Source organism: Streptomyces djakartensis (genome assembly GCF_014651075.1).
Lineage (GTDB): Bacteria > Actinomycetota > Actinomycetes > Streptomycetales > Streptomycetaceae > Streptomyces > Streptomyces djakartensis.
In genome coordinates this window covers 57,289-82,514 of sequence record NZ_BMWE01000020.1, presented here as the reverse complement: position 1 = coordinate 82,514, position 25,226 = coordinate 57,289, and the positions used below count along the sequence as shown (strand labels likewise).

Here is a 25,226-nt window from a genome sequence, read left to right as displayed (position 1 = left end):
CCGACCGGGGGAGCAGGATGGGAGGGGGCCGCTCCGGCCCTCGTACCGCCCGCACGTTCGAGCCAGTGGAGCACCGTGAAACGCCTGCGCCGACCGCGTCGGATGCCGATCGACCCGTACATCCTTCTCCTGCTCGCGACGGTGGGTGCCGCGGCCCTGTTCCCCGCCCGGGGCACCGTCGCCGATGCCGCATCCGGAGCGTCCACGGCGGCGATCGCCTGTCTGTTCTTCCTGTACGGGGCCCGGCTGTCCACCCGTGAGGCGCTCGACGGGCTGCGCCACTGGCGCCTCCACGTCACGGTCCTGGCCTGCACCTTCGTCGTCTTCCCGCTGCTCGGTCTCGCGGCCCGAGGGCTGGTGCCGGTGATCCTTACCCACCCGCTGTACCAGGGCATGCTCTTCCTCACACTGGTCCCGTCGACCGTCCAGTCGTCGATCGCCTTCACCTCCATGGCCAGGGGCAACGTGCCCGCCGCGATCTGCGCGGGCTCCTTCTCCTCGCTCGCCGGCATCATCGCCACCCCGCTGCTCGCGGCATCGCTGCTGGGCGGCAGCGGCGGCGGGTTCTCCGCCGACTCGCTGCTGAGGATCGTGCTGCAACTGCTCGTTCCGTTCCTCGCCGGACAGCTGCTGCGCCGCTGGATCGGAGGCTTCGTCACCCGGCACAAAAAGGTTCTCGGGCTGGTGGACCGGGGCTCGATCCTGCTCGTCGTCTACACCGCGTTCAGCCAGGGCATGGCGCAGGGCATCTGGCACCAGGTCAGCCCCGTCCGGCTGGCCGGGCTGCTCGTCGCCGAAGCTGTCCTCCTCGCCGTGATGCTGCTGGTGACGTGGTACGGCGGCAAGGCGCTGGGCTTCGGCCGGGAGGACCGGATCACCCTGCAGTTCGCCGGTTCGAAGAAGTCCCTGGCCTCCGGACTGCCCATGGCGAGCGTCCTGTTCGGCGCGCACGCCTCGCCGGCCGTGCTGCCGCTGATGCTCTTCCACCAGATGCAGCTGATGGTCTGCGCCGTGATAGCCAAGCGCCGTTCGCGCGACCCCCGTGCGGAGGTCACCGCCGCGGAGCCGTCCGAAGCGTCACGAACCGAGGTCGGTACAGGGACACGTTCCGGCTGAGCTGTGCCGCGGCGCCCGTCGTTTCCAGCCAGTTGACGTCGTAGCTCAGCACGAGACGCCCCTCGCCGCTCAGCACCGGATGGACCTGCGGGTTGTAGGCGGCCACCTGGCCCTGCGGCAGCGGCGGGCTGAACTCCTTCGCGGGCCCGTGCCACGGCCCGGCCGGGGAGCACGCCCAGTACGACGCCACGGTGGTCAGCCCCTTGGTGCCGGTGGCCATCGTGAACAGCACGTACGCCCCGTCGTCCCGGACGACCGAGAAGGCGCTGCCCACGCCCGTGCGCCGCCCGTCCCCGAGCACCGGCCGGGGCCGGGCGCCGGCGGCCCACGCCGAGCCGTTCCAGTACTGCCAGGCCGCCGGATCCGCGAGTCCGCCCTCCCGCACCCGGGCCACGTACGCGTGTGAGGCGGGTCGGGAGGCGGCCTGGCCGTCGTCGCCGCCGAAGACGTAGCTCCAGCCGTCCTCCTCGACCAGCGTCGTGCCGAACAGCACGCGCCGGGACGGATCCGGCACCAGCTGCTGGTCGAGCACCTTGACGACCGACTCCACCCGCAGACCGGGCAGGGACAGGGTGGCCACCTCGGTGGCGGTGGGGACGCCGTAGACCCACGGGGCCTGGCCGGCCGTGCGCACCCACAGCAGCACCCGCACGACCTGCTCCGGGGAGCCGGGGGAGCGGGGTTCGACCCGGGCCGCGACCGGCCAACGCCACTGGTTCGGGGCCGGGTCGGCGAACAGCGGGGCGGGCAGGGTGCTCCGCAGCCGCCCGTCGCGCATCAGCACGGCCGAGTTGCGCACCAACGGCGTGGTGACATCTCGCCAGGCATGCGGCTCACCGGCGGGGTTGGGCGGGCCGTACACCCGGCCCAGATAGGTGTCCGAGAACAGCCACAGCACCCGGCCGTCGGGCAGCCGCACCGAGTGGGTGCCGTCGCCGCCGGTCCAGTCGTCGGCGCGGCTCGCGTCGTCGCCGTAGCGGGCGAACTCGGCGGTGAGGCCGTCGTCCGCCTGCCAGGAACGGACCGCGCGCGCCCGGCAGGCACCGTAATCGTCCGGACTCTCGTCCTCCGGGAGGGCGATGAGCAGCGCGGCCCCGAGAACCAGGACCAGCAGCAGGCCGATCCCCACTCCCGCGCGCTGTCGTGCTCGTGCTGCGCATGCGTCGTCGGGCACGCCCCGTGACATTAGTTGCTGCCGCTCACCTGGTCCATGGGCAGCCACAGCACCGTGCCCCAGGCGGCCGCGCCCGAGGCGCCGGAGGCCAGCTCCTGGTCGGTCAGGGCCCGGTTCCAGACGCGGACGTCGTCGATCGCCCCCGTCAGGAACGCCCGGCTGTCCATCCGCTGGCCGATGTGCACGCCGAACGGGCTGTTGCGGCTGACCGAGCCCGGCACATCCGCGGTGCTGACCGGCGAACCGTCGACGAAGAGCGTCAGTTCCCCGTCGCCCCGGCGCAGGGCCAGATGGTGCCAGCGGCCGTCGTTGTGGGCGCCGGCGGTCCACACCGAGGCCGACCTGACGGTCGTCGCGCCCGACCGGGTGGTGATGAGCCCCCGGACCCGGTCACTCGCCGGCTCCCCGCGCAGCCAGATCTGGGGCTGGTTGACGCCGATGCCGCCCATCCACAGCAACGGCTGCTCGCCGGTCGTGGCCGTGTAGCGGAAGAACAGCGAGGCCGTGAAGTCCCCGTCCCCGAGCGGGAGCCGGGGCCGGAACGGCAGGCGTACCGCGTCGTCGGTGCCGTCGAAGGACAGCGCGCCGCCGCGCACACCGGCCGTCCGCCCGGCACCACCGAGCACGGCCGCGGGCTTGGCACCGGCCGCCGCGTCACGCGTGGTCGGGTCGCGGCCCCGGCGTGGCTCCAGCCAGTCCTCGCCGAAGCGGGCGAAGCGGATCTCGTCCCGGGCGTCGACCGCGCCGCCCTCGTACAGCAGGCCCACCGTCGAGGAGCCGACCGCGGCCATGTCGGAGTAACCGGACCAGTCCGTGGTGACGACCGTCCCCCGGTCCACGCTGTCCCAGGTGCGCCCGCCGTCGTAGGAGGAGCGGACCATCATCGTCCGGCGGCGGTCGGGGTCGGCCGGGGCGGACAGCAGGATCCTCCTGCCCAGGCGCAGCGTGGCTCCCTGGACCTGCGGGGTGTAGAGATCCGGCAGGGCGCGGAAGGGCGTGGCGAAACTGTCGCCGCCGTCCCGGCTGACGGTCTGGGAGCGGTGGCCCAGGTCGGTGCCGTCCTGCTCCCGGCCGCTGACGAGGATCGCGCCGTCGGCGCGTTCGGTGAGCGTCACCTCGGACGGCTTCTGCCGGAACGTACCGTCCTGAGCTATGGGCCAGGAGTCGGTGGCGCCGACCCGCCAGTGGTCGCCGCCGTCGTCGCTGACGATGAGCGCGGCATGGTTCGCGGTGACCCGGCTGCCGTCCCACGTCTCGGTGTTGACGCCGAACACCAGCCGCCCGGCGTGCCTGCCGCGGGTGAGCTGGATGCCGTGCACGGGCCCGGTGGCGTACCAGGAGTTCCAGTGCTCGGGCAGGATCTGGTCGCTCAGGTCGCGCGGCTCCGACCAGGTCCGGCCGTCGTCGTCGCTGTACTGCAGACGCGGGGTGCGATCGCAGGGAACGGAGCAGCTGCCCGCGTCGGTACGGCCCGTGTTGTACGTCTCGGCCAGCAGGATCCGGCCGGTCCTGCGGTCCACGAGGGGAGCCGGGTTGCCGTGCGTGTCGCCCGCGCCCTCGTTGACCACCTGGAGCGGGCCCCAGGTGCGGCCGCCGTCGGTGGAGCGCTTGACGACGATGTCGATGTCGGCCGCGTCCCCGCAGTTGAGGACGCGGCCCTCGGCGAACGCGAGCAGTGTGCCGGCCGTGCTCCGCACGATCGCGGGGATCCGGAAGCAGGCGTAGCCGGGGTCCTGGGAGGCCTTGAAGAGGATCTGTTGCTCGAACTCCGGTAATGATCTGTCGGGTTGGGCATGCACCGGGCCTGTGGGCGCGAGCAGCGCCGCGGCGGCGAGAACGGCTGTCAGGGTGGATCTCAGACGTGCGCGAAGACTTGACGGCATGGCGCGACCTGCCCCTTCATGGGTCTGTCGGCTGGGCCACCGAGCATGGGAACGGACATCCGGGCGACAGAGATGCGGACAACCGGACATCCCACGTCCCATGTGTGGGGGTCACAGACGGTACTTGTCCTCACACATCCCGACAAGAACCGTGCGTCCGGAGATCAGGACGACCGTTCGTAGGTGGGACCCCGCACCGGCGCCCCGGTGCCCCTGCTTGCCGGAGGGCGAGGCGGGCCCCCAGAGGCGCAGGGGGCGCTCCCCGCAGCTCGGGGTCCCGCCGCGGTGCGGCGGGGGAACCTGCTCAGCCCTGGGCGGTCGCCGCCCGCAGGGCGACGCGGTCCTCACCCGCGTACACGTTCATGGAGCCGCCCCGCAGGAAGCCCACCAGGGTCAGGCCCGCCTCGGCGGCCAGGTCCACCGCCAGCGAGGACGGCGCCGAGACCGCCGCCAGGACCGGTATGCCGGCCATCACGGCCTTCTGCGCCAGCTCGAAGGAGGCCCGGCCCGAGACGAGCAGGACCGCCCGGGAAAGCGGCAGCTCCCCGTTCTGCAGTGCGCGGCCGACCAGCTTGTCGACCGCGTTGTGCCGGCCCACGTCCTCCCGGACGTCCAGCAGCTCACCGCCCTCCGAGAACAGTGCCGCGGCGTGCAGGCCCCCCGTCCGGTCGAAGACCCGCTGGGCGGCGCGCAGCCGGTCGGGCAGGCCGGCCAGCAGCTCGGGGGAGACCCGCACCTTGGGGGTGTCGGCGATGGGCCAGCGGGCCGTCGTCCGGACCGCGTCCAGCGACGCCTTGCCGCACAGGCCGCACGAGGACGTGGTGTACACGTTCCGTTCGAGTGTGATGTCGGGGATCACCACGTCCGGGGCCGTCTGCACGTCGACCACGTTGTACGTGTTCGAGCCGTCGGCCGTGGCCCCGGCGCAGTACACGATGTTCCGCAGGTCCCGCCGCGTGCCCAGCACCCCCTCGCTCACCAGGAAGCCCGCCGCCAGCGCGAAGTCGTCGCCCGGGGTGCGCATGGTGATGGCCAGGGGCTTTCCGTTCAGCCGGATCTCCAGGGGTTCCTCGGTCACCAGCGTGTCCGGGCGGCTGGAGACCGCACCGTCCCGGATGCGGAGCACCTTGCGTCGTTCCGTGACTCGTCCCATGTCCTGATCAGTCCCGGTTCTGTATGTGCCGGTGGCCGAAACGGCCCTTGATGCGGAGATCGCAGTGGGGCACCGGGTCGTCGTGCGGCGAGGTGACCTTCACGGTCTCATTGTCCCGCACGTGCGGCGTCAGGTCACAGCCCACTCCGCTGCCGTACGTGTGCCGGCGACATGGTGCTGCAGTGCGGAGGCCGGGCGGCAAGGGTCCGTGCGCCGACCGTTCGGCGCAGGCCGGCTACCGCTCACCGCACACGGTCGACGCGCCGACTTCTCAACTCCCCTGCGGATCCCTACTGTCCGGGGTTCATGAGTCCCCCCGTAGCACCCCCGGGCTGGAGCCGCTGGCTCGTCCCGCCCGCCGCCCTCTCCGTGCATCTCTCCATCGGCCAGGCCTATGCCTGGAGCGTGTTCAAACCGCCTCTGGAGTCCGCGCTCGGTCTGAGCGGCACCCAGAGCGCGCTGCCCTTCCAGCTGGGCATCGTCATGCTGGGGCTGTCGGCCGCTTTCGGCGGCACGCTCGTGGAACGCAACGGCCCGCGCTGGGCGATGACCGTCGCCCTGGTCTGCTTCTCGTCCGGCTTCCTGCTCTCCGCGCTGGGCGCGGCCACGGAGCGGTACTGGCTGATCGTCCTCGGCTACGGTTTCGTCGGCGGTATCGGCCTCGGCATCGGCTACATCTCGCCCGTCTCCACCCTGATCAAGTGGTTCCCGGACCGGCCCGGCATGGCCACCGGCATCGCCATCATGGGCTTCGGCGGCGGCGCGCTGATCGCCTCGCCGTGGTCGGCGCAGATGCTTCAGTCGTTCGGCGCCGACAGCTCCGGCATCGCGCTGGCCTTCCTCGTGCACGGGTTTTCCTACGCCGCCTTCATGCTGCTGGGTGTTCTGCTGGTCCGGGTCCCGCGCCAGGCCCCAGGGGCGCGGGGAACCGCGCGACAAGCCCCCACCGGCCCACAGGTCTCCGCGAACCAGGCCCTGCGCACCCCTCAGTTCTGGTTGCTGTGGATCGTGCTCTGCATGAACGTCACCGCGGGCATCGGCATCCTGGAGAAGGCCGCGCCGATGATCACGGACTTCTTCGCCGACACCTCCACACCGGTGTCGGTGACGGCCGCCGCCGGATTCGTCGCGCTGCTGTCGGCGGCGAACATGGCGGGCCGCATCGGCTGGTCCTCGACGTCCGACCTCATCGGCCGCAAGAACATCTACCGCGTCTACCTGGGCGTCGGCGCCCTGATGTACGCCTTCATCGCCCTCTTCGGCGACTCCTCCAAGCCCCTGTTCATCCTGTGCGCCCTGGTCATCCTCTCCTTCTACGGAGGTGGATTCGCCACGGTTCCCGCCTATCTGAAGGACCTGTTCGGCACGTACCAGGTCGGCGCGATCCACGGGCGCCTGCTCACCGCCTGGTCCACGGCCGGCGTCCTCGGGCCGCTCATCGTGAACTGGATCGCCGACCGGCAGGAGGAGGCCGGCCGGCACGGCGCGTCCCTGTACGGACTGTCGTTCGTCATCATGATCGGGCTGCTCGCCGTCGGCTTCGTCGCCAACGAACTGGTCCGGCCGGTCGACCCCCGCCACCACGTCCCACAGCCGAAGGAGGCCGACCGTGTCCAGCGACAGCAGTCAGAGTCCGCCTAGCCCGGACCGGCGGTGGCTGATCGCCTTCGCCTGGGTGTGGGTGGGCGTCCCCCTCGCCTACGGGCTGTACGAGCTGGTCCGGAAGGCGACGCAGCTGTTCACCGGCTAGGTGAGGGATACATGTGCGGGCGTCCGAGGATCTGATCGAAGCTGACAACGCGGACGCCCGTTTCCTGTCGCCTTGCCTGCCCGCGTACCGGCGAGTCACTGATCAGACTGGTGTGTCCCGCTACCCAAGGCAACGAGGGGGACCGCCCGCATGAACGGCTCGCGCATCGCCGCAGTCGGCCACTACCAGCCCGCCAAGGTGCTCACCAACGAGGATCTGGCGGGCATGGTCGACACCAGTGACGAGTGGATCAGGAGCCGGGTGGGCATCCGCACCCGCCACGTCGCCGAGGCCGACGAGCCGGTCGACGAACTGGCCGCCCACGCCGGGGCCAAGGCCCTCGCGGCGGCCGGACTGGCCCCGGCCGACATCGACCTGGTGCTGGTGGCCACCTCCACCGCGGTCGACCGCTCACCCAACACCGCCGCCCGGGTCGCCTCCCGCCTCGGCATCCCGCGGCCCGCCACGATGGACCTCAACGTCGTGTGCGCGGGCTTCACCCACGCGCTGGCCACCGCCGACCACACCGTCCGCGCGGGCGGCGCGAGCCGCGCGCTCGTCATCGGCGCCGACAAGATGTCCGACGTGACCGACTGGAGCGACCGCACCACGTGCGTGCTCGTCGGCGACGGGGCGGGGGCGGCGGTCGTCGAAGCCTCTTCGGAGGCCGGCATCGGGCCGGTGCTGTGGGGCTCGGTGCCGGAGATGGGGCACGCGGTGCGGATCGAGGGCACCCCGCCACGGTTCGCCCAGGAGGGCCAGAGCGTCTACCGCTGGGCGACCACCCAGCTGCCGCCCATCGCACGCCGGGCGTGCGAACGGGCCGGGATGGTGCCGGAGGACCTCGCCGGGGTCGTGCTCCACCAGGCCAACCTGCGCATCATCGAACCCCTCGCCGAGAAGATCGGTGCCGTGAACGCGGTCGTGGCCCGCGATGTCACCGAGTCCGGCAACACCTCGGCCGCGAGTATCCCGCTGGCCTTCTCCAAGCTGGTCGAGCAGGGCGCGGTCACCACCGGCGACCCGGTACTGCTGTTCGGCTTCGGCGGGAACCTGTCGTACGCGGGGCAGGTCGTCCGCTGCCCCTGAGGCAATCGATACTGACTCCGCGGTGAGCTTCCGCCGCGCTGTGCACGGCCCTGCCGAGGAGGGGGACCGCGATGCTGTCGACAGGCCTGCCCCAGGGGGCGGTACCCAAGCTGGAACGCCCGGGCCCGCTGCGCGACCGCGTGTACGAGGCGCTGCTCGAACTCATCACCACCCGTGCCCTCCAGCCCGGCCGGCACCTCGTCGAAAGCGAACTCGCCGGGCACCTGGGAGTCTCCCGGCAGCCGGTGCGCGAGGCACTGCAGCGGCTCAACACCGAGGGATGGGTCGATCTGCGGCCCGCCCAGGGCGCGTTCGTCCACGAGCCCACGGAGGAGGAGGCCGACCAGCTCCTTACGGTCCGTACGCTGCTGGAAGCCGAGGCGGCCCGGCTCGCGGCGGCGAACGCGAACAGCGCCGGGATCGCCGCCCTTGAATCGCTGTGCGCGCAGGGCGAGCAGGCCGTCGAGGCGGACGACGTGGACGGCGCCGTCGCCCTGAACGCCCGCTTCCACGCGAAGATCATGGATCTGGCCGGCAACGCCGTCCTCGCGGAACTCGCCGCCCAGGTCGACCGGCGCGTCCGCTGGTACTACACGCCGGTGGCCCGCCGGCGCGGCCACCAGTCCTGGACCGAACACCGTGAACTCATCGCCGCGATCGCCGACCGCGACGAACAGCGGGCCACCCGGCTGATGCGCGAGCACACGGAGCACACGCGCAGGTCGTACCACGCGCGGGCGCGTTCCTAGCGCCTCACCCGGTCGTCAGCACCGGCCTGCGGCTGCGTCGTTCCGGCCCACCGGGGCCTGCCCCGCACGGCCCGCCGCCCCCGTCTTTGTCCTCTGAGTGGAGAAAGTCGGGGGCAATTCCCGCGCGACTTCTTCCCACCCTGGGCAGCCGCTGCTACGTTCCCTCCGAAAGCAGGCCACCGATGTGGCGGAAAGCCGGCGCGCACAGGCCGATGAGGCGGGGAGGGGATCGTGAGACGTATGACCGCACGACCCGGAAACGCCCATCAGGCCCGACTGCTGAAGCTGCTGCGCGACGGCGGGCCCAACTCCCGCGCCCAGCTGGGCGACCAGGTCGACCTCTCGCGTTCCAAGCTCGCCGTGGAGGTGGACCGGCTGCTTCAGACGCGGTTGGTCGTGGCCGACGGACTCGCCGCCTCGCGCGGCGGGCGCCGCAGCCACAACATCCGGCTCAACCCCGAACTGCGCTTCCTCGGCGTCGACATCGGCGCGACCTCCATCGACGTCGCCGTCACCAACGCCGAGCTGGAGACGCTCGGGCACCTCAACCAGCCCATGGACGTGCGGGAAGGCCCGGTCGCGGTCTTCGAGCAGGTGCTGGCCATGGCCGCGAAGCTCAGGTCCTCCGGACTCGCGGAGGGGTTCGACGGCGCCGGTATCGGCGTCCCGGGCCCGGTCCGCTTCCCCGAGGGCGTCCCGGTGGCGCCGCCGATCATGCCGGGCTGGGACGGCTTCCCCGTGCGGGAGGCGCTCAGCCAGGAACTCGGCTGCCCGGTCATGGTCGACAACGACGTGAACCTCATGGCGATGGGCGAGCAGCACGCGGGCGTCGCCCGGACCGTCGCCGACTTCCTCTGCGTCAAGATCGGCACCGGCATCGGCTGCGGCATCGTCGTCGGCGGCGAGGTCTACCGCGGTACGACGGGCAGCGCCGGTGACATCGGGCACATCCAGGCCGTTCCCGACGGCCGCCCCTGTGCCTGCGGCAACCGGGGCTGCCTGGAGGCCCACTTCAGCGGGGCAGCCCTCGCCCGCGACGCCATGGAGGCCGCTCAGCAGGGGCTTTCGGCCGAACTGGCCTCGCGGCTGGAGACGGGCGGCGACCTCAGCGCCGTCGACGTCGCCGCCGCGGCGGCCGCCGGTGACCCCACCGCGCTCGAACTGATCCGCGAGGGCGGCGACCGCACCGGCCAGGTCATCGCCGGCCTGGTCAGCTTCTTCAACCCGGGCCTCGTGGTGATCGGCGGCGGGGTGACCGGACTCGGCCACACCCTGCTCGCCGCGATCCGCACCCAGGTCTACCGCCAGTCGCTGCCGCTGGCGACCGGCAACCTTCCCATCGTGCTGGGTGAGTTGGGACCCGCCGCCGGCGTCATCGGCGCGGCCCGGCTCATCAGCGACCACCTGTTCTCACCCGCGTAAGCGCACGTCAGCACAAGCGCACGTCAGCACAAGCGCACGTCAGCACGCCAGCACCACGCTTTCGGTACCGAGCCCTGCCCTGAACCGGCCCGCACGCCTGCCAAGGGGACCTCATGGCACCAGAATCACCGCTGCTCAGCATGTCCAAAATCACCAAGTCGTTCCCCGGAGTCCGGGCCCTCGACGGCGTCGACCTCGATGTCCAGGCCGGCGAGGTGCACTGCCTCCTCGGCCAGAACGGCGCAGGCAAGTCGACCCTGATCAAGGTCCTGGCCGGTGCCCACCAGCCCGACACCGGCCGCCTCCGCTGGCGCGGCGAGGAGGTCGCCCTCCGTTCACCGATCGCCGCCATGCGTCTCGGCATCGCGACCATCTACCAGGAACTCGACCTGGTGGAGCACCTGTCGGTCGCCGAGAACGTCCACCTGGGACACGAACCGACCGCCGCCGGCTTCGTCGTCCGGGGCAAGGCGGCCAAGGCGTCGACGGCCGCCCTGCTGGAGCGGCTCGGCCATGCGGAGATCGACCCGGCCCGACTCGTCGGGGAGTTGTCGGCGGCACAACAGCAGATCGTGTCCATGGCCAGGGCGCTCTCCCACGACGTGCGGCTCATCGTGATGGACGAGCCGTCCGCCGCCCTCGACCCCGACGAGGTCGACAACCTCTTCCGCATCGTCGGTGACCTCACCGCCGCCGGAGTCGCCGTCGTCTACATCTCGCACCGTCTCGAGGAGATCCGCCGCATCGGCGACCGGGTGACCGTCCTGAAGGACGGCCGGGCCGTCGCGAACGGACTCCCCGCGAAGTCGACCCCGACCCGTGAGGTCGTCGCCCTGATGACCGGCCGCAACGTCGAGTACGTCTTCCCCGGCCGGCCCGTCTCCCCGCCGTCGGGGGAGCCCGTCCTGAAGGTCCGGCAGCTGTCCCGGACCGGTGAGTTCGAGCCTTTCGACCTGGACGTGCGGCCGGGCGAGATCGTCGGCCTCGCGGGACTCGTCGGCTCGGGCCGCTCCGAGATCCTGGAGACCGTCTACGGGGCCCGCAGGCCGACGTCCGGTCAGGTGCTGGTCGACGGCGAGCCGTTGCGGCCGGGAAGCGTCCGGGCCGCCGTCCGGGCCGGGCTCGGGCTCGCCCCCGAGGAACGCAAGGCGCAGGCCCTGCTGATGCTGGAGTCCGTCACCCGCAACGTGTCGGTCTCCTCCATGTCCCGCTTCTCGCGCGGCGGCTGGATCGACCGGGGCGCCGAACTGGGCGCCGCCCGGGCCGCGACCCGCGAGCTGTCGCTGCGCCCCGACAACCCGTCGGTGCCCGTGCGCACCCTGTCCGGCGGCAACCAGCAGAAGGCCGTCCTCGCCCGCTGGCTGCTGCGCGGCTGCAAGGTGCTGCTGCTCGACGAACCCACCCGCGGCGTCGACGTCGGCGCCCGCGCCGAGCTCTACGCGGTCGTCCGCCGGCTGGCCGACGAGGGCCTCGCCGTGCTGCTGGTCTCCAGCGAGGTGCCCGAGGTGCTCGGCCTCGCCGACCGCGTCCTGGTGCTGCGCGAAGGCCGTGTCGTCCACACGGCACCCGCGCGCGAACTCGACGAACACCGCGTACTCGACCTGGTCATGGAAGGAAGCCCGGCGTCATGACGCAGCCCGTCTCCCCGCCGCGGGACAGCAGCACCGACACGGTGCCCACCGCTGAACCCCCGGCCTGGCGCGGCCTGCTGGCCCGCGCCGACGTCCGCACCCTGTCCCTGCTCGGCGTGCTCGCCGCGCTCGTCGTCATCGGCGGCATCACCAAGCCCGACGAGTTCCTCGACACCCGCAACCTGCAACTCGTCCTCACCCAGGCGTCCGTCATCGGCGTCGTCACCGTCGGCATGACCTTCGTCATCGTCTCCGGCGGCATCGACCTCTCGGTCGGCGCGATCGTCGCCCTCGCCTCGGTGTGGGCCACCACCGTCGCCACCCAGGAGTACGGCTTCGCCGGCATCCTCTTCACGGCGGTCGTCGTCGGAGTCGGCTGCGGCCTGGTCAACGGCGTGCTCATCGCCTACGGGGCGATGGTGCCGTTCATCGCCACCCTCGCCATGCTGGCCTCCGCCCGAGGCCTGGCCCTGCAGATCACCGACGGGAAGACGCAGATCGTCACCGTGCCGTCAGTGCTCGACCTGGGCGAGCGCGACGCCTACGTCCTCGGCGTCCCGCCCCTGGTGCTGGTCTTCGCCCTGGTCACGGTCGTCGGCTGGCTGGTGCTCAACCGCACCACGTTCGGCCGCCGCACGGTCGCCGTCGGCGGCAACCCGGAGGCCGCCCGGCTCGCCGGCATCGACGTCCGCCGCCAGCGGCTCTACCTCTACCTGCTGTCCGGTCTGTGCTGCGGCATCGCCGCCTTCCTGCTGATCGTCCTGTCCGGCTCCGGCCAGAACACCAACGGCAACCTCTACGAACTCGACGCCATCGCCGCCGCGATCATCGGCGGCACGCTGCTCACCGGTGGCCGGGGCACCATCACCGGCTCGGTCCTCGGCGTCCTGATCTTCACCACGATCACCAACATCTTCGCCCTGAACAACCTGCAGAGCGACGTCCAGCAGATCGCCAAGGGAGCGATCATCGTCGCCGCCGTGCTGGTCCAGCGCCGTACCGCGAGCACGACCTGAGGAAAGGGTTCCCCGCCATGACAGAGATCACGAGCCGCAGAGGACTGCTCTTCGGGGCCGCCGCCGTCTCCGCCGGTGCCCTCCTCACGGGGTGCACGAGCAACGAGCCGTCCGACTCCAAGGACGAACCGGCCGGCAACGAGCAGCCGGCCGCCGACGACAAGCCCGGCAAGCAGGTCACCATCGGCTTCGCCGGCCCGCAGGCCGACCACGGCTGGCTCAACGCCATCAACGACAACGCCAAGAGCCGCGCCGAGAAGTACTCCGACGTCACCCTGGAGATCACCGAGGGCTCCAACGACACCGCCCAGCAGATCGGCCAGATCGAGACCCTCATCAACAAGAAGGTCGACGTCCTGGTCGTGCTGCCCGCCGACGGCAAGGCCCTCACCCAGGTCGGGCTGAAGGCGATGCGCGCCGGCATCCCCGTCGTCAACCTCGACCGCATCTTCAACACGCCTCAGGCGTACCGCTGCTGGATCGGCGGCGACAACTACGGCATGGGCCTCAACGCCGGCCACTACATCGGCGAGAAACTCAAGGGGAAGCCGGGCGCCCGCGTCATCGAACTGGCCGGCCTGGACAACCTGGAACTGACCAAGCAGCGCACCAAGGGCTTCGACGACGCCCTGAAGAACTACCCCAACATCAAGAAGGTCGCCCGGCAGGCCGCCGAGTTCACCGTCGAGTCCGGGCAGGCCAAGATGGCCCAGTTGCTCCAGGCCCAGTCGAAGTTCGACGCGCTGTGGAACCACGACGACGACCAGGGCGTGGGCGCGCTGCGCGCCATCGAGCAGGCCGGGCGGGACGGCTTCCTGATGGTCGGCGGCGCCGGCGCGCTCTCCGCCTTCCAGGCCATCAAGCAGGACGACGGCGTGCTGAAGGCGACGGTGCTCTACCCGCCGACCATGGCCGCCTCCGCGATCGACCTCGCCCGCGCTCTCGGCCAGGGCAAGGGCATCGGCGGCATGGCCGAGTTCGAGATCCCGTCGTCGGTCACGCTCTACTCGGCGGTCGTCGACAAGACCAACGTCGACCAGTACATGTCCACCGGCTTCAAGTGACCGCGCCCGCACCCCCACCTGCGCCACCCGACCAGGACGAGGAGGACACCCGTATGGGACAGCCGCAGCAGCAGCCAGAGGGGACCGTGGCAGGTAAGCCGCCCTTGCGTGTGGGGATGGTCGGCTACGCCTTCATGGGTGCCGCCCACTCCCAGGGCTGGCGCACCGCGGGCCGTGTCTTCGACCTGCCGCTGAACCCCGTGCAGGCCGTGATCTGCGGCCGGGACCGCTCCGCCGCGCGGGCGGCGGCCGACCGGCACGGCTGGGCATCCGTCGAGACCGACTGGCGGGCCCTGGTGGAACGGGACGACATCGACCTGGTCGACATCTGCACCCCCGGCGACAGCCACGCCGAGATCGCGCTCGCCGCCCTCGCCGCCGGCAAGCACGTGCTGTGCGAGAAGCCCCTCGCCAACACCGTCGCGGAGGCCACCTCGATGGCGCTGGCGGCCGAGAAGGCGTACACCCGCGGGCAGCTGGCGATGGTCGGGTTCAACTACCGCCGGGTGCCGGCCGCCGCCCAGGCCCGGCGCATGGTCGCCGAGGGCCGTCTCGGCAGGCTCCGGCACGTACGCGTGACGTACCTCCAGGACTGGCTGGTCGACCCGGAGTTCCCGCTGACCTGGCGGCTGCGCAAGGAGCAGGCCGGCTCGGGCTCGCTGGGCGACCTGGGCGCGCACATCGTCGACCTGGCGCAGTACCTGACGGGGGAGCGGCTGTCGGGCGTCTCCGCGCTGACGGAGACCTTCGTACGGGAACGGCCCCTGCCCACCGGCGCCACCAGCGGTCTGACCGCCGTCCCGGCCGCGGGCACGGGCGAGGTCACCGTGGACGACGCGGCCCTCTTCACGGCCCGCTTCCCCTCCGGCGCCCTCGCCTCCTTCGAAGCCACCCGCTACGCCACCGGCCGCAAGAACGCCCTGCGCATCGAACTCAACGGGGAGCGCGGCTCCCTCGCCTTCGACCTGGAGCGGCTCAACGAGCTGTCCTTCCACGACGGCACCCAGCCCGGCGCGGAGGCCGGCTTCCGCCGGATCCTCGTCACCGAACCCGACCATCCCTACCTGGACGCCTGGTGGCCTCCGGGCCACGGCCTCGGCTACGAGCACAGCTTCATCCACCAGGCCCGCGACCTCGTCCACGCCATCGCCGAGGGCCGCCGCCCCGAACCCTCCTTCGCCGACGGGCTGCAGGTGCAGCGCGTGCTCGCCGCGGTCGAGGAGAGCGCCGAGAAGAACTCCGTCTACACGCCGATCGCAGTCTGAGGAGACCCGTTCCCATGCCGCGCACCTTCACGCTCTTCACCGGCCAGTGGGCGGACCTGCCCCTGGAGGAGGTCTGCCGCCTGGCCCGCGACTTCGGCTACGACGGCCTCGAACTCGCCTGCTGGGGAGACCACTTCGAAGTCGACAAGGCGCTGAGTGATCCCACCTACGTGGAGTCGAGGCACCAGCTCCTCGACAAGTACGGCCTCAAGTGCTGGGCCATCTCCAACCACCTGGTCGGCCAGGCCGTCTGCGACGCCATCATCGACGAACGCCACCAGGCGATCCTGCCGGACGCGGTGTGGGGCGACGGCGACCCGGAAGGGGTACGGCAGCGGGCCGCGGACCGCATGAAGGACACCGCCCGCGCCGCGGCCGCCTTCGGCGTCGGCACGGTCATCGGCTTCACCGGCTCCGCCATCTGGCACCTGGTCGCCATGTTCCCGCCCGCGCCCGACGCGATGATCGAACGCGGCTACCAGGACTTCGCCGACCGCTGGAACCCCATCCTCGACGTCTTCGACGCCGAGGGCGTGCGGTTCGCGCACGAGGTCCACCCCAGCGAGATCGCCTACGACTACTGGACGACCCAGAAGGCCCTCGACGCCGTCGGCCGGCGCCCCGCCTTCGGCCTCAACTTCGACCCGAGCCACTTCGTCTGGCAGGACCTCGACCCGGTCGGCTTCCTGTGGGACTTCCGCGACCGCATCTACCACGTCGACTGCAAGGAGGCCCGCAAGCGCCTCGACGGACGCAACGGCCGGCTCGGCTCCCACCTGCCCTGGGGCGACCCGCGGCGCGGCTGGGACTTCGTCTCCGCGGGACACGGCGACGTCCCCTGGGAGGACGTCTTCCGGATGCTGCGCTCCATCGACTACCAGGGTCCCGTCTCGGTCGAGTGGGAGGACGCCGGCATGGACCGGCTCCAAGGCGCCCCCGAGGCGCTGACCCGGCTGAAGGCCTTCGACTTCGAACCGCCCACCGCGTCCTTCGACGCCGCGTTCAACAGCTGAGCCCGGCACCCGGCGCAGGCCGGGACGGGGGGCCGGAACCACCGCCGGCCCCCTCTCCGACCTGCACGATTTCTGCTTTGTCCTGTGATGGGGGAAAGCCGAACGGATCCTGACGCAAGGGGTGTTCGCCCCGGCCGGACCCGGTTACCGTCCTTGAAGCGTTCAGGACACACGCACCTCCCGGGGTGACGCGCACCCCGGCGCCCGCACCGCACGTTCACGCACCCACCCGTACGGCCACACCCCGTTCCCGGAGGGACCTCGTGCACAGAAGCAGACTCAGAAGCGCCCACGCCGCGAGGCGTCCCGGACTGCGCACCACCCTCGCGCTGTTCACCGGCCTGATGCTCGCCGTGGGCTCTCCCGCCACCGTCGCGGTCGCTCACCCCGGTCACCCCGAGCACGACCGACCGGCAGCCGCCGAGGGCCAGTTCCAGCAGGTGCCGCTCGCCAAGGGCGAACCCGAGACGGGCGAGCCGATGTCGCTCGCCGTGCTCCCGGACCGCAGCGTCCTGCACACCGCGCGCGACGGCACACTGCGCCTCACCGACCAGGGCGGCGTCACCAAGGTCGCCGGCAGGATCCCCGTCTACAGTCACGACGAGGAAGGCCTCCAGGGAGTCGCCGTCGACCCGGACTTCAAGAACAACCGGGCGATCTACCTCTACTACGCCCCGCCGCTCGACACACCCGCGGGTGACGCCCCGGAGACCGGGACCGCCGCGGACTTCAAGAGGTTCGACGGTGTCAACCGCCTCTCCCGCTTCGTGCTGAACGCCAACGGCACGCTGAACACGGCGAGCGAGAAGAAGGTCATCGACGTCCCGGCCTCCCGCGGCACCTGCTGCCACGTCGGCGGCGACATCGACTTCGACGCGGACGGCAACCTGTACCTGTCGACCGGCGACGACACCAACCCCTTCGCCTCCGACGGCTACACCCCGATCGACGACCGCGAGGGACGCAACCCCGCCTTCGACGCCCGCCGCAGCGCCGGCAACACCAACGACCTGCGCGGCAAGATTCTCCGTATCAAGGTCGCCGAGGACGGCTCGTACACCGTCCCGGAGGGCAACCTGTTCGCCCCGGGCACCGAGAAGACCCGTCCCGAGATCTACGCGATGGGCCTGCGCAACCCGTTCCGGATGAGCGTCGACGACAAGACCGGCACGGTGTACGTCGGCGACTACGGCCCCGACGCGGGCGCCGCCGACCCGAAGCGCGGCCCGGCGGGACAGGTCGAGTTCGCCAAGGTGACCAAGGCCGCCAACTTCGGCTGGCCGTTCTGCACCGGGAACAACGACGCCTACGTCGACTACGACTTCGCCACCAAGGAGTCCGGCGAGAAGTTCGACTGCGACGCCCCGAAGAACACCTCGCCGCACAACACGGGCCTCGTCGACCTGCCGCCCGCGCAGCCCGCCTGGATCCCGTACGACGACGGCTCCGTGCCCGAGTTCGGCGCCGGCTCCGAGTCCCCGATGGCCGGTCCGGTCTACCGCTACGACCCCGGGCTCGACTCCAGCGTGAAGTTCCCCGAGGCGTACGACGGTGACTTCTTCGCGGGCGAGTTCGGCCGCCGGTGGATCAAGCGGATCGAGCAGAACGGGGACGGCTCCGTCGCGAAGATCAACGACTTCCCGTGGACCGGCACCCAGATCATGGACATGGAGTTCGGCCCCGACGGGGCGCTCTACGTCCTCGACTACGGCGTCTCCTGGTTCCAGGGCGACGAGAACTCCGCGCTGTACCGGATCGAGAACGCCGAGGACGGCTTCTCACCGATCGTCGAGGTGAGCGCCGACAAGACGTCCGGGGCGGCCGGCCTGAGGGTGCGATTCACCGGCTCCGCCAAGGACGCCGACTCCACGAACCTCACCTACAGCTGGGACTTCGGTGACGGCACCAAAGGCGAGGGCCTCAACCCCACCCATCGGTACAAGAAGGTCGGCACGTACAGCGCCACCCTCACCGTCAGGGACCCCGAGGGCAACACCGGCAACGCCAGCATCCGGATCGTCGTCGGCAACACCGAACCCAAGGTGCGGATCGACGTCCCGGGCAACGGCAGCCTGGCCGAGTTCGGCAAGCCCGTTCCGTTCAAGGTGACCGTCACCGACCCCGAGGAGACGGTCGACTGCTCCAAGGTCAAGGTCGTCTACAGCCTCGGCCACGACTCCCACGCCCACGAGCTGACCAGCGAGACGGGCTGCGAGGGCACCTTGAAGCCGCCCCCCGGTGACGGCGGTCACGACCCCAACGCCGACATCTACGGCGTCGTCGGCGCCGGCTACACCGACGGCGGGGCGAACGGCCAGGAGGCGCTGACCGGCACCGCCCGCACCGTGCTCCAGCCGCTGCACCGCCAGGGCGAGCACTTCTCCACCCAGTCGGGCGTATCGGTCATCGACAAGACCGGCGCCAACGGCGGAAAGACCGTCGGCGACATCAACGACGGCGACTGGATCTCCTTCACCCCCTACCGGTTCGACGGGCAGCGGAAGATGACCGTGCGGGCCTCCTCCGGCGGCGCGGGCGGCTTCGTCGAACTGCGTACCGGCTCGCCCGACGGGCCGCTGCACGGCTCGGCGTACATCCCGCCGACCGGCGGCTGGGAGACCTTCCAGAACGTCGACGTGCCGTTGCGGGCCCTGCCCAAGCGCACCACGGAGATCTACCTGGTCTTCAGGGGCGGCGACGGCGCGCTGTACGACGTGGACGACTTCGAGTTCTCCAAGGAGCCGTTCAAGGGCGGAAGGAAGGTCCTGGTCTTCTCCAAGACCGCCGGCTTCCGGCACGACTCCATCCCGGCGGGCATCACAGCGCTGAAGGAACTCGGCGGCCCGGCCGGCATCACCGTCGACGCCACCGAGGAGGCCGGGCAGTTCACCACGGCCAACCTCGCCAAGTACGACGCCGTGGCCTTCCTGTCCACCACCGGTGACGTGCTGAACGCCGAGCAGCAGCAGGCGTTCGAGAACTACGTGAAGAACGGCGGCGGCTACCTGGGCATCCACGCCGCCGCCGACACCGAGTACGACTGGGAGTTCTACGGCGGCCTCGTCGGCGCCTACTTCCAGTCCCACCCGGCCATCCAGAAGGCCACCGTCCGCGTCGAGGACCACGACCACCCGTCGACCGCGCACCTCGGCGACGCCTGGGAGCGCACCGACGAGTGGTACAACTACCGCACCAACCCGCGGGAGAAGGCCAAGGTCCTCGCCACCCTGGACGAGACCACCTACCAGGGCGGCACCATGAAGGGCGACCACCCGATCGCCTGGTGCCAGAACTACGGCGGCGGCCGGTCCTTCTACACCGGCGGCGGCCACACCAAGGAGTCCTACGCCGACGAGGCCTTCCGCGCCCACCTGCTCGGCGGCCTGCAGTACGCCACCGGCCAGGTCAAGGCGGACTGCAAGCCCGGCAAGAACCACCGGAAGATCTTCAACGGCCGGACCCTGGACGGCTGGAAGCAGGCCGGACCCGGCAGGTTCGACGTCAAGGACGGCACCCTGGTGTCCGAGGGCGGCATGGGCCTGCTCTGGTACCAGGCCAAGGAGTTGAAGTCGTACTCCCTCAAGCTCGACTGGAAGATGCGGGGCGACGACAACTCCGGGATCTTCGTGGGCTTCCCCGCCTCCGACGACCCCTGGTCCGCGGTGAACAAGGGCTATGAGATCCAGATCGACGCCACGGACACGCCCGAGCGCACCACGGGATCCGTCTACTCGTTCAAGTCGGCCGACATCAAGGCCCGTGACCAGGTTCTGCGGCCGCCCGGCCAGTGGAACTCCTACGAGATCAAGGTCGAGGGCGAACGCCTCCGGGTGTTCCTCAACGGAGTCAAGATCAACGACTTCACCAACAAGGACCCCGCGCGGAGCCTGACCGACGGCTACATCGGTCTCCAGAACCACGGCGCCGGCGACCAGGTCTCCTTCCGCGACATCCAGTTGAAGGAACTGCCCGTCAAGGGCGACTGAACGGCGGCGGGCGGGGACACCGGCCCCCGCCCGCCGTCCCTTCCCCCCGGTTCCGTACGACCAGGAGGCTGCCCATGTCCGCGTCCCTGTCCCGACCGCGTGTGGGGGTGTGGCTGATCGGAGCCCGGGGCTCCGTCGCCACCACCGTCGTCACGGGGTGCGCCGCCGTCACCGCGGGACTGCACCCGCCCACCGGCATGGTGACCGAGACCCCCGCGTTCACGGACAGCCGCCTGCCCGCGCTGTCCGACCTCGTCTTCGGCGGGCACGACACACTCGACTGCCCCCTTCCCAAGCGCGCCGAGTCCCTGACCGCGGGCGGCGTCCTCCCAGCGGGCGTCGCCACCGCCGTCGCCTCCGAACTCGCCGCCGCCGAACGGGAGATCAGGCCCGGAGGTCCCACTCCGGGGGACACCAGGAGCGACGCGGAACTGATCACCGCCTTCACCGACGACATACGCGACTTCACACACCGCCACGAGCTGGACCGGACCGTGGTGGTGAACGTCGCCTCCACCGAACCAGCCTCCCGGGAAGCCGGCGCCCCGCTCCCCGCCAGCACCCTGTACGCGCTGGCGGCCCTGCGCGCGGGCTGCCCCTACGTCAACTTCACCCCCTCCGAGGGCATGAACCACCCCGTCGCCGCCCGCGAGGCCCAGCTGAGCGGTCTGCCGTACGCCGGCCGGGACGGCAAGACGGGTCAGACGCTGCTGCGGGCCGTACTGGGCCCGATGTTCGCGCAGCGGGCGCTGAGGGTCCGGGCCTGGTCCGGCACCAACCTGCTCGGCGGCGGTGACGGAGCGGCCCTGGCCGACCCGGCCGCCGCGGCGGCGAAGAACGCCGGAAAGGAACGCGTCCTCGCCGACACCCTCGGCACCGTCCCCGAGGGAGAGGTGCACATCGACGACGTCCCGGCCCTCGGGGACTGGAAGACCGCCTGGGACCACGTCGCCTTCGACGGTTTCCTCGGCACCCGCATGGTCCTCCAGACCATCTGGCAGGGCTGCGACTCCGCCCTCGCGGCGCCGCTGGTGCTGGACCTGGCCCGGCTGACGGCCCGTGCGCACGAGGCGGGGCTGTCCGGCCCGCTCGGTGCCCTCGGCTTCTACTTCAAGGACCCTGTCGGGGGCGGGCCGTCCGGTCTCGCCGAGCAGTACGAGGAACTGGTCCGGTTCGCAAGGAGCCTGGGGCACACCGAGGGGACAGGGGAAGCGCGGTGAGGGCGCACGAGAGCCCCGGCCGATGCCCGCACACCGCGCGGGGAACCACAGCCGGCGGCAGCGCGGGCGACCGTGCGCCCGCCGACGGCACAGCACCTTCCCCCGGACGCGCCGGCCGCTCATCCCGGGGCCGCGCCTGGGCCGAACTCCTGCGTCTGCCCGCCCTGTTCAGCGTCCCCGGCGACGCTCTGGCCGGCACAGCGGCGACAGGCGCCCCACCCAACGCCCGCACCCTGCTCGCCATCGGCTCCTCCCTCTGCCTCTACGAGGCCGGAATGGCCCTCAACGACTGGGCGGACCGCGACATCGACGCCGTCGAACGCCCGCACCGCCCCCTGCCCTCCGGCCGCGTCCACCCCGCCGGCGCACTCACCGCGGCCTGTGCCCTCACCGGAGCCGGACTGGCCCTGGCCACCGCGGCCGGCCGTCCCGCGCTGGCCGTCGCCGCCCCCCTCGCGGCGACCGTCTGGGCGTACGACCTCGGCCTGAAGCACACACCGGCCGGTGCTGTGGCCATGGGAGCGGCCCGCGGCCTCGACCTGCTCCTGGGAGCCGCGGCCGGCACCGGCCGCACCCGCCGGGCCCTGCCCTCCGCCGCCCTCCTCGGCGCCCACACCCTGGCCGTCACGACCGTCTCCCGCCAGGAGGCCCGGGGCGGCTCACCCCTGGCCCCGCTGGCGGCCCTCGCGGCGACGGCCCTGCTGACCCGTCACGTGACCAAGAGCCGTGAGGAGCCCCCGGCGGAACGACAGGGCGCGGCCGCCCCCGTCCTGCCAGGCCCGCAGGCGGCCCTGCCCCGACGGTCCGCGCCGACCACCCAGCCCACGGCACATCTCACCGCCGCCCTCGCGGCCGCCTACGCCGCGACCACCGCACGCCCCTACTTCCACGCCACCCTCAACCCCTCACCTCCGCTCACCCAACGAGCCGTGGGCGCCGGGATCCGCGCCACGATCCCCCTCCAGGCCGCCCTGACCGCCCGCTCCGGCAGCACCGCCACGGCCCTCCTCATCACGGCTCTCGCTCCACTCGGAGCGAGGTTCGCGAGGAAGGTGAGCGTGACGTGAGCACCCAGGCCCGTGTCTCCGACACCCTGCCTCCGCTCCGCTTCGGCTACGGCACCAACGGCCTCGCCGACCTCCGCCTCGACGACGCGCTCCGCCTCCTCGCCGACCTCGGCTACGACGGTGTCGGGCTGACCCTCGACCACATGCACCTCGACCCGCTCGCCCCCGGCCTCGCCGCCCGCACCCGCCGGGTCGCGCACCGGCTGGGCGAACTCGGTCTGGGCGTCACCGTGGAGACGGGCGCCCGCTATGTCCTCGACCCGCGGCGCAAGCACGGCCCGTCCCTGCTGGACCCGGACCCCGACGACCGGGCCCGCCGCGTCGGCCTCCTGGTCCGGGCCGTCCGGATCGCCGCCGACCTCGGCGCACACGCCGTCCACTGCTTCAGCGGGACCGTCCCGCAGGACACCCCCGCCGACACCGCCTGGAAGCGCCTCGCGGAGTCCCTCACCCCCGTCCTGGACGCCGCCGCCCGCGCCGGCGTCCCGCTCGCCGTCGAACCGGAGCCGGGCCATCTCCTCGCCACCCTGGCCGACTTCCACCACCTCCGCCGCACCCTCGGCGACCCCGCGCCGCTCGGCCTCACCCTCGACATCGGCCACTGCCAGTGCCTCGAACCCCGCCCTCCCGCCGACTGCGTGCGCGACGCCGCCCCATGGCTGCGGCACGTCCAGATCGAGGACATGCGACGCGGTGTCCACGAACACCTCCCGTTCGGGGAGGGGGAGATCGACTTCCCGCCGGTGCTGGCGGCCCTCGCCGCCACCGGCTACCAGGGCCTGACCGTCGTCGAACTGCCCCGCCACTCCCACGCCGGCCCCCACCACGCCGAGCACTCCCTCCCGTTCCTCCGCCACGCCGAGCAGACCGCGTCCGCCACGTCGCCGTCCCCCGCTCCGGCCCTCCAGCAGACCGCGCCACCCCACGGCGCTCCCTCCGCACCCACTGAAGGGAGCAGCAGATGACCCACCCCCGCGCCACCCCCGCGGCGAGCACCGACAGCACCCAGCAGGCGCCGAGCACCGGCACCCACACCGGCCAGACCGTCCCCGCGACCGGCCTCACCACCGCCCCCTCCCTCGCCGACCTCCGCCGTCACCTCACCACGCAGCTCGACCCCGCCGCCCGCACCTGGCTGGAGCACGCCCTCGACGAGGCCGCCGCCCACCCCGGCGTCCACGGGCCGATCTCCCCCTGGGAACTGCGTCTCGCCGAAGCCGGCCGCCGCTGCGGGGCCGCGCACGCCGACGCCGCACGGGTGCTCATCCTCGACGCGGCCCGCGCCGGCACCGACGCCCTGACCCGGGTCTACTTCCAGGGCACCGCCGACGAGCGCCGCGCCGTCCTGCACGCCCTGCCCCACCTGGTGCCCGGACCCGGCGCCCTCCCCCTCGTCGAGGACGCCCTGCGCACCAACGACACCCGGCTCCTCACCGCCGCCGTCGGCCCGTACGCCGCCCGGCACCTGGCAGCCCACGACTGGCGTCACGCCGTGCTGAAGTGCCTGTTCACCGGCGTCCCCGTCGAGCACGTGGCGGACCTGGGCCGGCGCGCCCACGGCGACGGCGAACTCGCCCGCATGCTGGGCGACTACGCCGCCGAGCGCACCGCCGCCGGCCGGCCCGTCCCCGAGGACCTGTACCGCGTCCTGGACCTGACCGAGCCCGTGCCCCCCACCGCCGGCCCGGCCGACCCCCACGGCAAGGAGTCCTGATGCGCATCTTCGACCCCCACATCCACATGACGTCCCGGACCACCGACGACTACGAGGCCATGTACGCCGCCGGAGTGCGCGCCGTCGTCGAGCCCTCCTTCTGGCTCGGCCAGCCCCGGACCTCGCCCGCCTCCTTCCGGGACTACTTCGACTCCCTTCTCGGCTGGGAGCCCTTCCGCGCCGCCCAGTACGGCATCGCCCACCACTGCACCATCGCCCTCAACCCCAAGGAGGCGAACGACCCGCGCTGCGCACCCGTCCTCGACGAACTGCCCCGCTATCTCGTCAAGGACAACGTCGTCGCGGTCGGCGAGGTGGGCTACGACTCCATGACCCCGGCCGAGGACACCGCCCTCGCCACGCAGCTCCAGCTCGCCGCCGACCACGGCCTGCCCGCCCTCGTGCACACCCCGCACCGCGACAAGCTCGCCGGTCTGCGCCGCACCCTCGACGCCGTCCGCGAGTCCGCGCTGCCCCCGGAGCGCGTCCTGGTCGACCACCTCAACGAGACCACCGTCAAGGAGGCCAAGGACAGCGGCTGCTGGCTGGGCTTCTCCGTCTACCCCGACACCAAGATGGACGAGGAACGGATGGTCGCGATCCTGCGCGCCTACGGCACCGAGCAAATCCTGGTGAACTCCGCCGCCGACTGGGGCAGGAGCGACCCCCTCAAGACCCGCAAGGTCGGCGACCTGATGCTGGCCGAGGGCTTCGGCGAGGACGACGTCGACCAGGTGCTGTGGCGCAACCCCGTCGCCTTCTACGGACTCAGCGGCCGCCTGAACCTCGACGTCACCGGCACCGCGGCCACCCACGAGGGCAACTCCATCCTGCGCGGCGTCCCCAAGGACCCGCACGAGCCGGACCCCGCCCCCACCGCGCCGGCTCGCCTCCCCGGCACGGAGGCGTGAGCC

The 25,226-nt window shown here is 71.9% G+C and carries 20 protein-coding genes and 1 pseudogene; 17 read left to right on the top strand and 4 right to left on the bottom strand.

Going from position 1 to position 25,226, the window contains the following annotated elements:
* The first annotated feature begins 102 nt into the window (after positions 1-102).
* Complete coding sequence (locus IE212_RS28105) at positions 103-1,116, top strand: bile acid:sodium symporter family protein (protein ID WP_190200808.1); 1,014 nt, start codon at positions 103-105, stop codon at positions 1,114-1,116.
* Here the strand turns inward: IE212_RS28105 and IE212_RS28100 are convergent.
* The 4 genes and pseudogenes from IE212_RS28100 to IE212_RS28085 all read right to left on the bottom strand — a co-directional run.
* Positions 1,052-2,290 (bottom strand): DUF5005 domain-containing protein, encoded by a 1,239-nt coding sequence (locus IE212_RS28100; RefSeq protein WP_190200773.1) that lies wholly within the window; start codon positions 2,288-2,290, stop codon positions 1,052-1,054. The two genes, IE212_RS28105 and IE212_RS28100, sit on opposite strands and share 65 nt — an antisense overlap.
* An 11-nt stretch (positions 2,291-2,301) precedes the next feature.
* Positions 2,302-4,173 carry a sialidase family protein gene (locus IE212_RS28095; RefSeq protein ID WP_190200772.1) on the bottom strand — a complete coding sequence of 624 codons (1,872 nt, stop codon included), beginning with the start codon at positions 4,171-4,173 and terminating at the stop codon, positions 2,302-2,304.
* Between the two features lie 304 nt (positions 4,174-4,477).
* Positions 4,478-5,326, bottom strand: a complete 849-nt coding sequence (gene fdhD, locus IE212_RS28090; protein WP_190200771.1) for a formate dehydrogenase accessory sulfurtransferase FdhD — start codon at positions 5,324-5,326, stop codon at positions 4,478-4,480.
* Between the two features lie 7 nt (positions 5,327-5,333).
* Positions 5,334-5,474, bottom strand: a pseudogene (locus IE212_RS28085) (2Fe-2S iron-sulfur cluster-binding protein); the annotation flags it as partial.
* A 158-nt stretch (positions 5,475-5,632) separates the two neighbouring features.
* On the opposite strand from IE212_RS28085, the gene IE212_RS28080 reads away from it, so the two are divergent.
* From IE212_RS28080 to IE212_RS28005, 16 genes are all read left to right on the top strand, one after another.
* Positions 5,633-6,967 carry an OFA family MFS transporter gene (locus IE212_RS28080; RefSeq protein ID WP_190200769.1) on the top strand — a complete coding sequence of 445 codons (1,335 nt, stop codon included), beginning with the start codon at positions 5,633-5,635 and terminating at the stop codon, positions 6,965-6,967.
* On the top strand, positions 6,936-7,076 hold the full coding sequence (locus IE212_RS28075; protein WP_010045941.1) for an MFS transporter small subunit: 141 nt from the start codon (positions 6,936-6,938) through the stop codon (positions 7,074-7,076). The genes IE212_RS28080 and IE212_RS28075 overlap by 32 nt, the downstream gene beginning before the upstream one ends.
* 150 nt (positions 7,077-7,226) lie before the next feature.
* On the top strand, positions 7,227-8,165 hold the full coding sequence (locus IE212_RS28070; protein ID WP_190200768.1) for a beta-ketoacyl-ACP synthase III: 939 nt from the start codon (positions 7,227-7,229) through the stop codon (positions 8,163-8,165).
* Positions 8,166-8,236: 71 nt separating this feature from the next.
* Positions 8,237-8,914 (top strand): GntR family transcriptional regulator, encoded by a 678-nt coding sequence (locus IE212_RS28065; protein WP_190200767.1) that lies wholly within the window; start codon positions 8,237-8,239, stop codon positions 8,912-8,914.
* 240 nt (positions 8,915-9,154) lie between these two features.
* A complete protein-coding gene (locus IE212_RS28060) occupies positions 9,155-10,336 on the top strand; it encodes an ROK family protein (RefSeq protein WP_190200766.1) in 1,182 nt (393 codons plus the stop codon).
* 113 nt (positions 10,337-10,449) lie between these two features.
* Positions 10,450-11,967 (top strand): sugar ABC transporter ATP-binding protein, encoded by a 1,518-nt coding sequence (locus IE212_RS28055; protein ID WP_190200765.1) that lies wholly within the window; start codon positions 10,450-10,452, stop codon positions 11,965-11,967.
* Complete coding sequence (locus tag IE212_RS28050) at positions 11,964-12,983, top strand: ABC transporter permease (RefSeq protein ID WP_190200764.1); 1,020 nt, start codon at positions 11,964-11,966, stop codon at positions 12,981-12,983. Before IE212_RS28055 ends, IE212_RS28050 begins: the two co-directional genes overlap by 4 nt.
* A gap of 17 nt (positions 12,984-13,000) precedes the next feature.
* Positions 13,001-14,047 carry a substrate-binding domain-containing protein gene (locus IE212_RS28045; RefSeq protein WP_190200763.1) on the top strand — a complete coding sequence of 349 codons (1,047 nt, stop codon included), beginning with the start codon at positions 13,001-13,003 and terminating at the stop codon, positions 14,045-14,047.
* Positions 14,048-14,100: 53 nt separating this feature from the next.
* Positions 14,101-15,312 carry a Gfo/Idh/MocA family protein gene (locus IE212_RS28040; protein ID WP_190200762.1) on the top strand — a complete coding sequence of 404 codons (1,212 nt, stop codon included), beginning with the start codon at positions 14,101-14,103 and terminating at the stop codon, positions 15,310-15,312.
* A 14-nt stretch (positions 15,313-15,326) separates the two neighbouring features.
* A complete protein-coding gene (locus IE212_RS28035; protein ID WP_190200761.1) occupies positions 15,327-16,325 on the top strand; it encodes a sugar phosphate isomerase/epimerase family protein in 999 nt (332 codons plus the stop codon).
* A gap of 263 nt (positions 16,326-16,588) precedes the next feature.
* On the top strand, positions 16,589-20,311 hold the full coding sequence (locus tag IE212_RS28030) for a ThuA domain-containing protein (RefSeq protein ID WP_190200760.1): 3,723 nt from the start codon (positions 16,589-16,591) through the stop codon (positions 20,309-20,311).
* Positions 20,312-20,385: 74 nt separating this feature from the next.
* A complete protein-coding gene (locus IE212_RS28025; RefSeq protein ID WP_190200759.1) occupies positions 20,386-21,531 on the top strand; it encodes an inositol-3-phosphate synthase in 1,146 nt (381 codons plus the stop codon).
* Positions 21,528-22,598, top strand: a complete 1,071-nt coding sequence (locus tag IE212_RS28020; protein ID WP_190200758.1) for an SCO3242 family prenyltransferase — start codon at positions 21,528-21,530, stop codon at positions 22,596-22,598. The genes IE212_RS28025 and IE212_RS28020 overlap by 4 nt, the downstream gene beginning before the upstream one ends.
* On the top strand, positions 22,595-23,563 hold the full coding sequence (locus IE212_RS28015; protein ID WP_229864625.1) for a sugar phosphate isomerase/epimerase family protein: 969 nt from the start codon (positions 22,595-22,597) through the stop codon (positions 23,561-23,563). The genes IE212_RS28020 and IE212_RS28015 overlap by 4 nt, the downstream gene beginning before the upstream one ends.
* Complete coding sequence (locus IE212_RS28010) at positions 23,560-24,312, top strand: EboA domain-containing protein (protein WP_190200757.1); 753 nt, start codon at positions 23,560-23,562, stop codon at positions 24,310-24,312. Before IE212_RS28015 ends, IE212_RS28010 begins: the two co-directional genes overlap by 4 nt.
* Positions 24,312-25,223, top strand: a complete 912-nt coding sequence (locus tag IE212_RS28005) for a TatD family hydrolase (RefSeq protein ID WP_190200756.1) — start codon at positions 24,312-24,314, stop codon at positions 25,221-25,223. Before IE212_RS28010 ends, IE212_RS28005 begins: the two co-directional genes overlap by 1 nt.
* The last annotated feature ends 3 nt before the right edge of the window (positions 25,224-25,226 follow it).

Bases quoted from the DNA above. Each gene is read 5' to 3' on its own strand.
- IE212_RS28035 (WP_190200761.1), top strand. From the start codon at position 15,327: ATGCCGCGCACCTTCACGCTCTTCACCGGCCAGTGGGCGGACCTGCCC.
- IE212_RS28055 (WP_190200765.1), top strand. From the start codon at position 10,450: ATGGCACCAGAATCACCGCTGCTCAGCATGTCCAAAATCACCAAGTCG.
- IE212_RS28010 (WP_190200757.1), top strand. From the start codon at position 23,560: ATGACCCACCCCCGCGCCACCCCCGCGGCGAGCACCGACAGCACCCAG.
- fdhD (WP_190200771.1), bottom strand. From the start codon at position 5,326: ATGGGACGAGTCACGGAACGACGCAAGGTGCTCCGCATCCGGGACGGT.
- IE212_RS28105 (WP_190200808.1), top strand. From the start codon at position 103: ATGCCGATCGACCCGTACATCCTTCTCCTGCTCGCGACGGTGGGTGCC.
- IE212_RS28095 (WP_190200772.1), bottom strand. From the start codon at position 4,173: ATGCCGTCAAGTCTTCGCGCACGTCTGAGATCCACCCTGACAGCCGTT.
- IE212_RS28025 (WP_190200759.1), top strand. From the start codon at position 20,386: ATGTCCGCGTCCCTGTCCCGACCGCGTGTGGGGGTGTGGCTGATCGGA.
- IE212_RS28040 (WP_190200762.1), top strand. From the start codon at position 14,101: ATGGGACAGCCGCAGCAGCAGCCAGAGGGGACCGTGGCAGGTAAGCCG.
- IE212_RS28050 (WP_190200764.1), top strand. From the start codon at position 11,964: ATGACGCAGCCCGTCTCCCCGCCGCGGGACAGCAGCACCGACACGGTG.
- IE212_RS28005 (WP_190200756.1), top strand. From the start codon at position 24,312: ATGCGCATCTTCGACCCCCACATCCACATGACGTCCCGGACCACCGAC.
- IE212_RS28060 (WP_190200766.1), top strand. From the start codon at position 9,155: ATGACCGCACGACCCGGAAACGCCCATCAGGCCCGACTGCTGAAGCTG.
- IE212_RS28070 (WP_190200768.1), top strand. From the start codon at position 7,227: ATGAACGGCTCGCGCATCGCCGCAGTCGGCCACTACCAGCCCGCCAAG.
- IE212_RS28045 (WP_190200763.1), top strand. From the start codon at position 13,001: ATGACAGAGATCACGAGCCGCAGAGGACTGCTCTTCGGGGCCGCCGCC.
- IE212_RS28080 (WP_190200769.1), top strand. From the start codon at position 5,633: ATGAGTCCCCCCGTAGCACCCCCGGGCTGGAGCCGCTGGCTCGTCCCG.
- IE212_RS28065 (WP_190200767.1), top strand. From the start codon at position 8,237: ATGCTGTCGACAGGCCTGCCCCAGGGGGCGGTACCCAAGCTGGAACGC.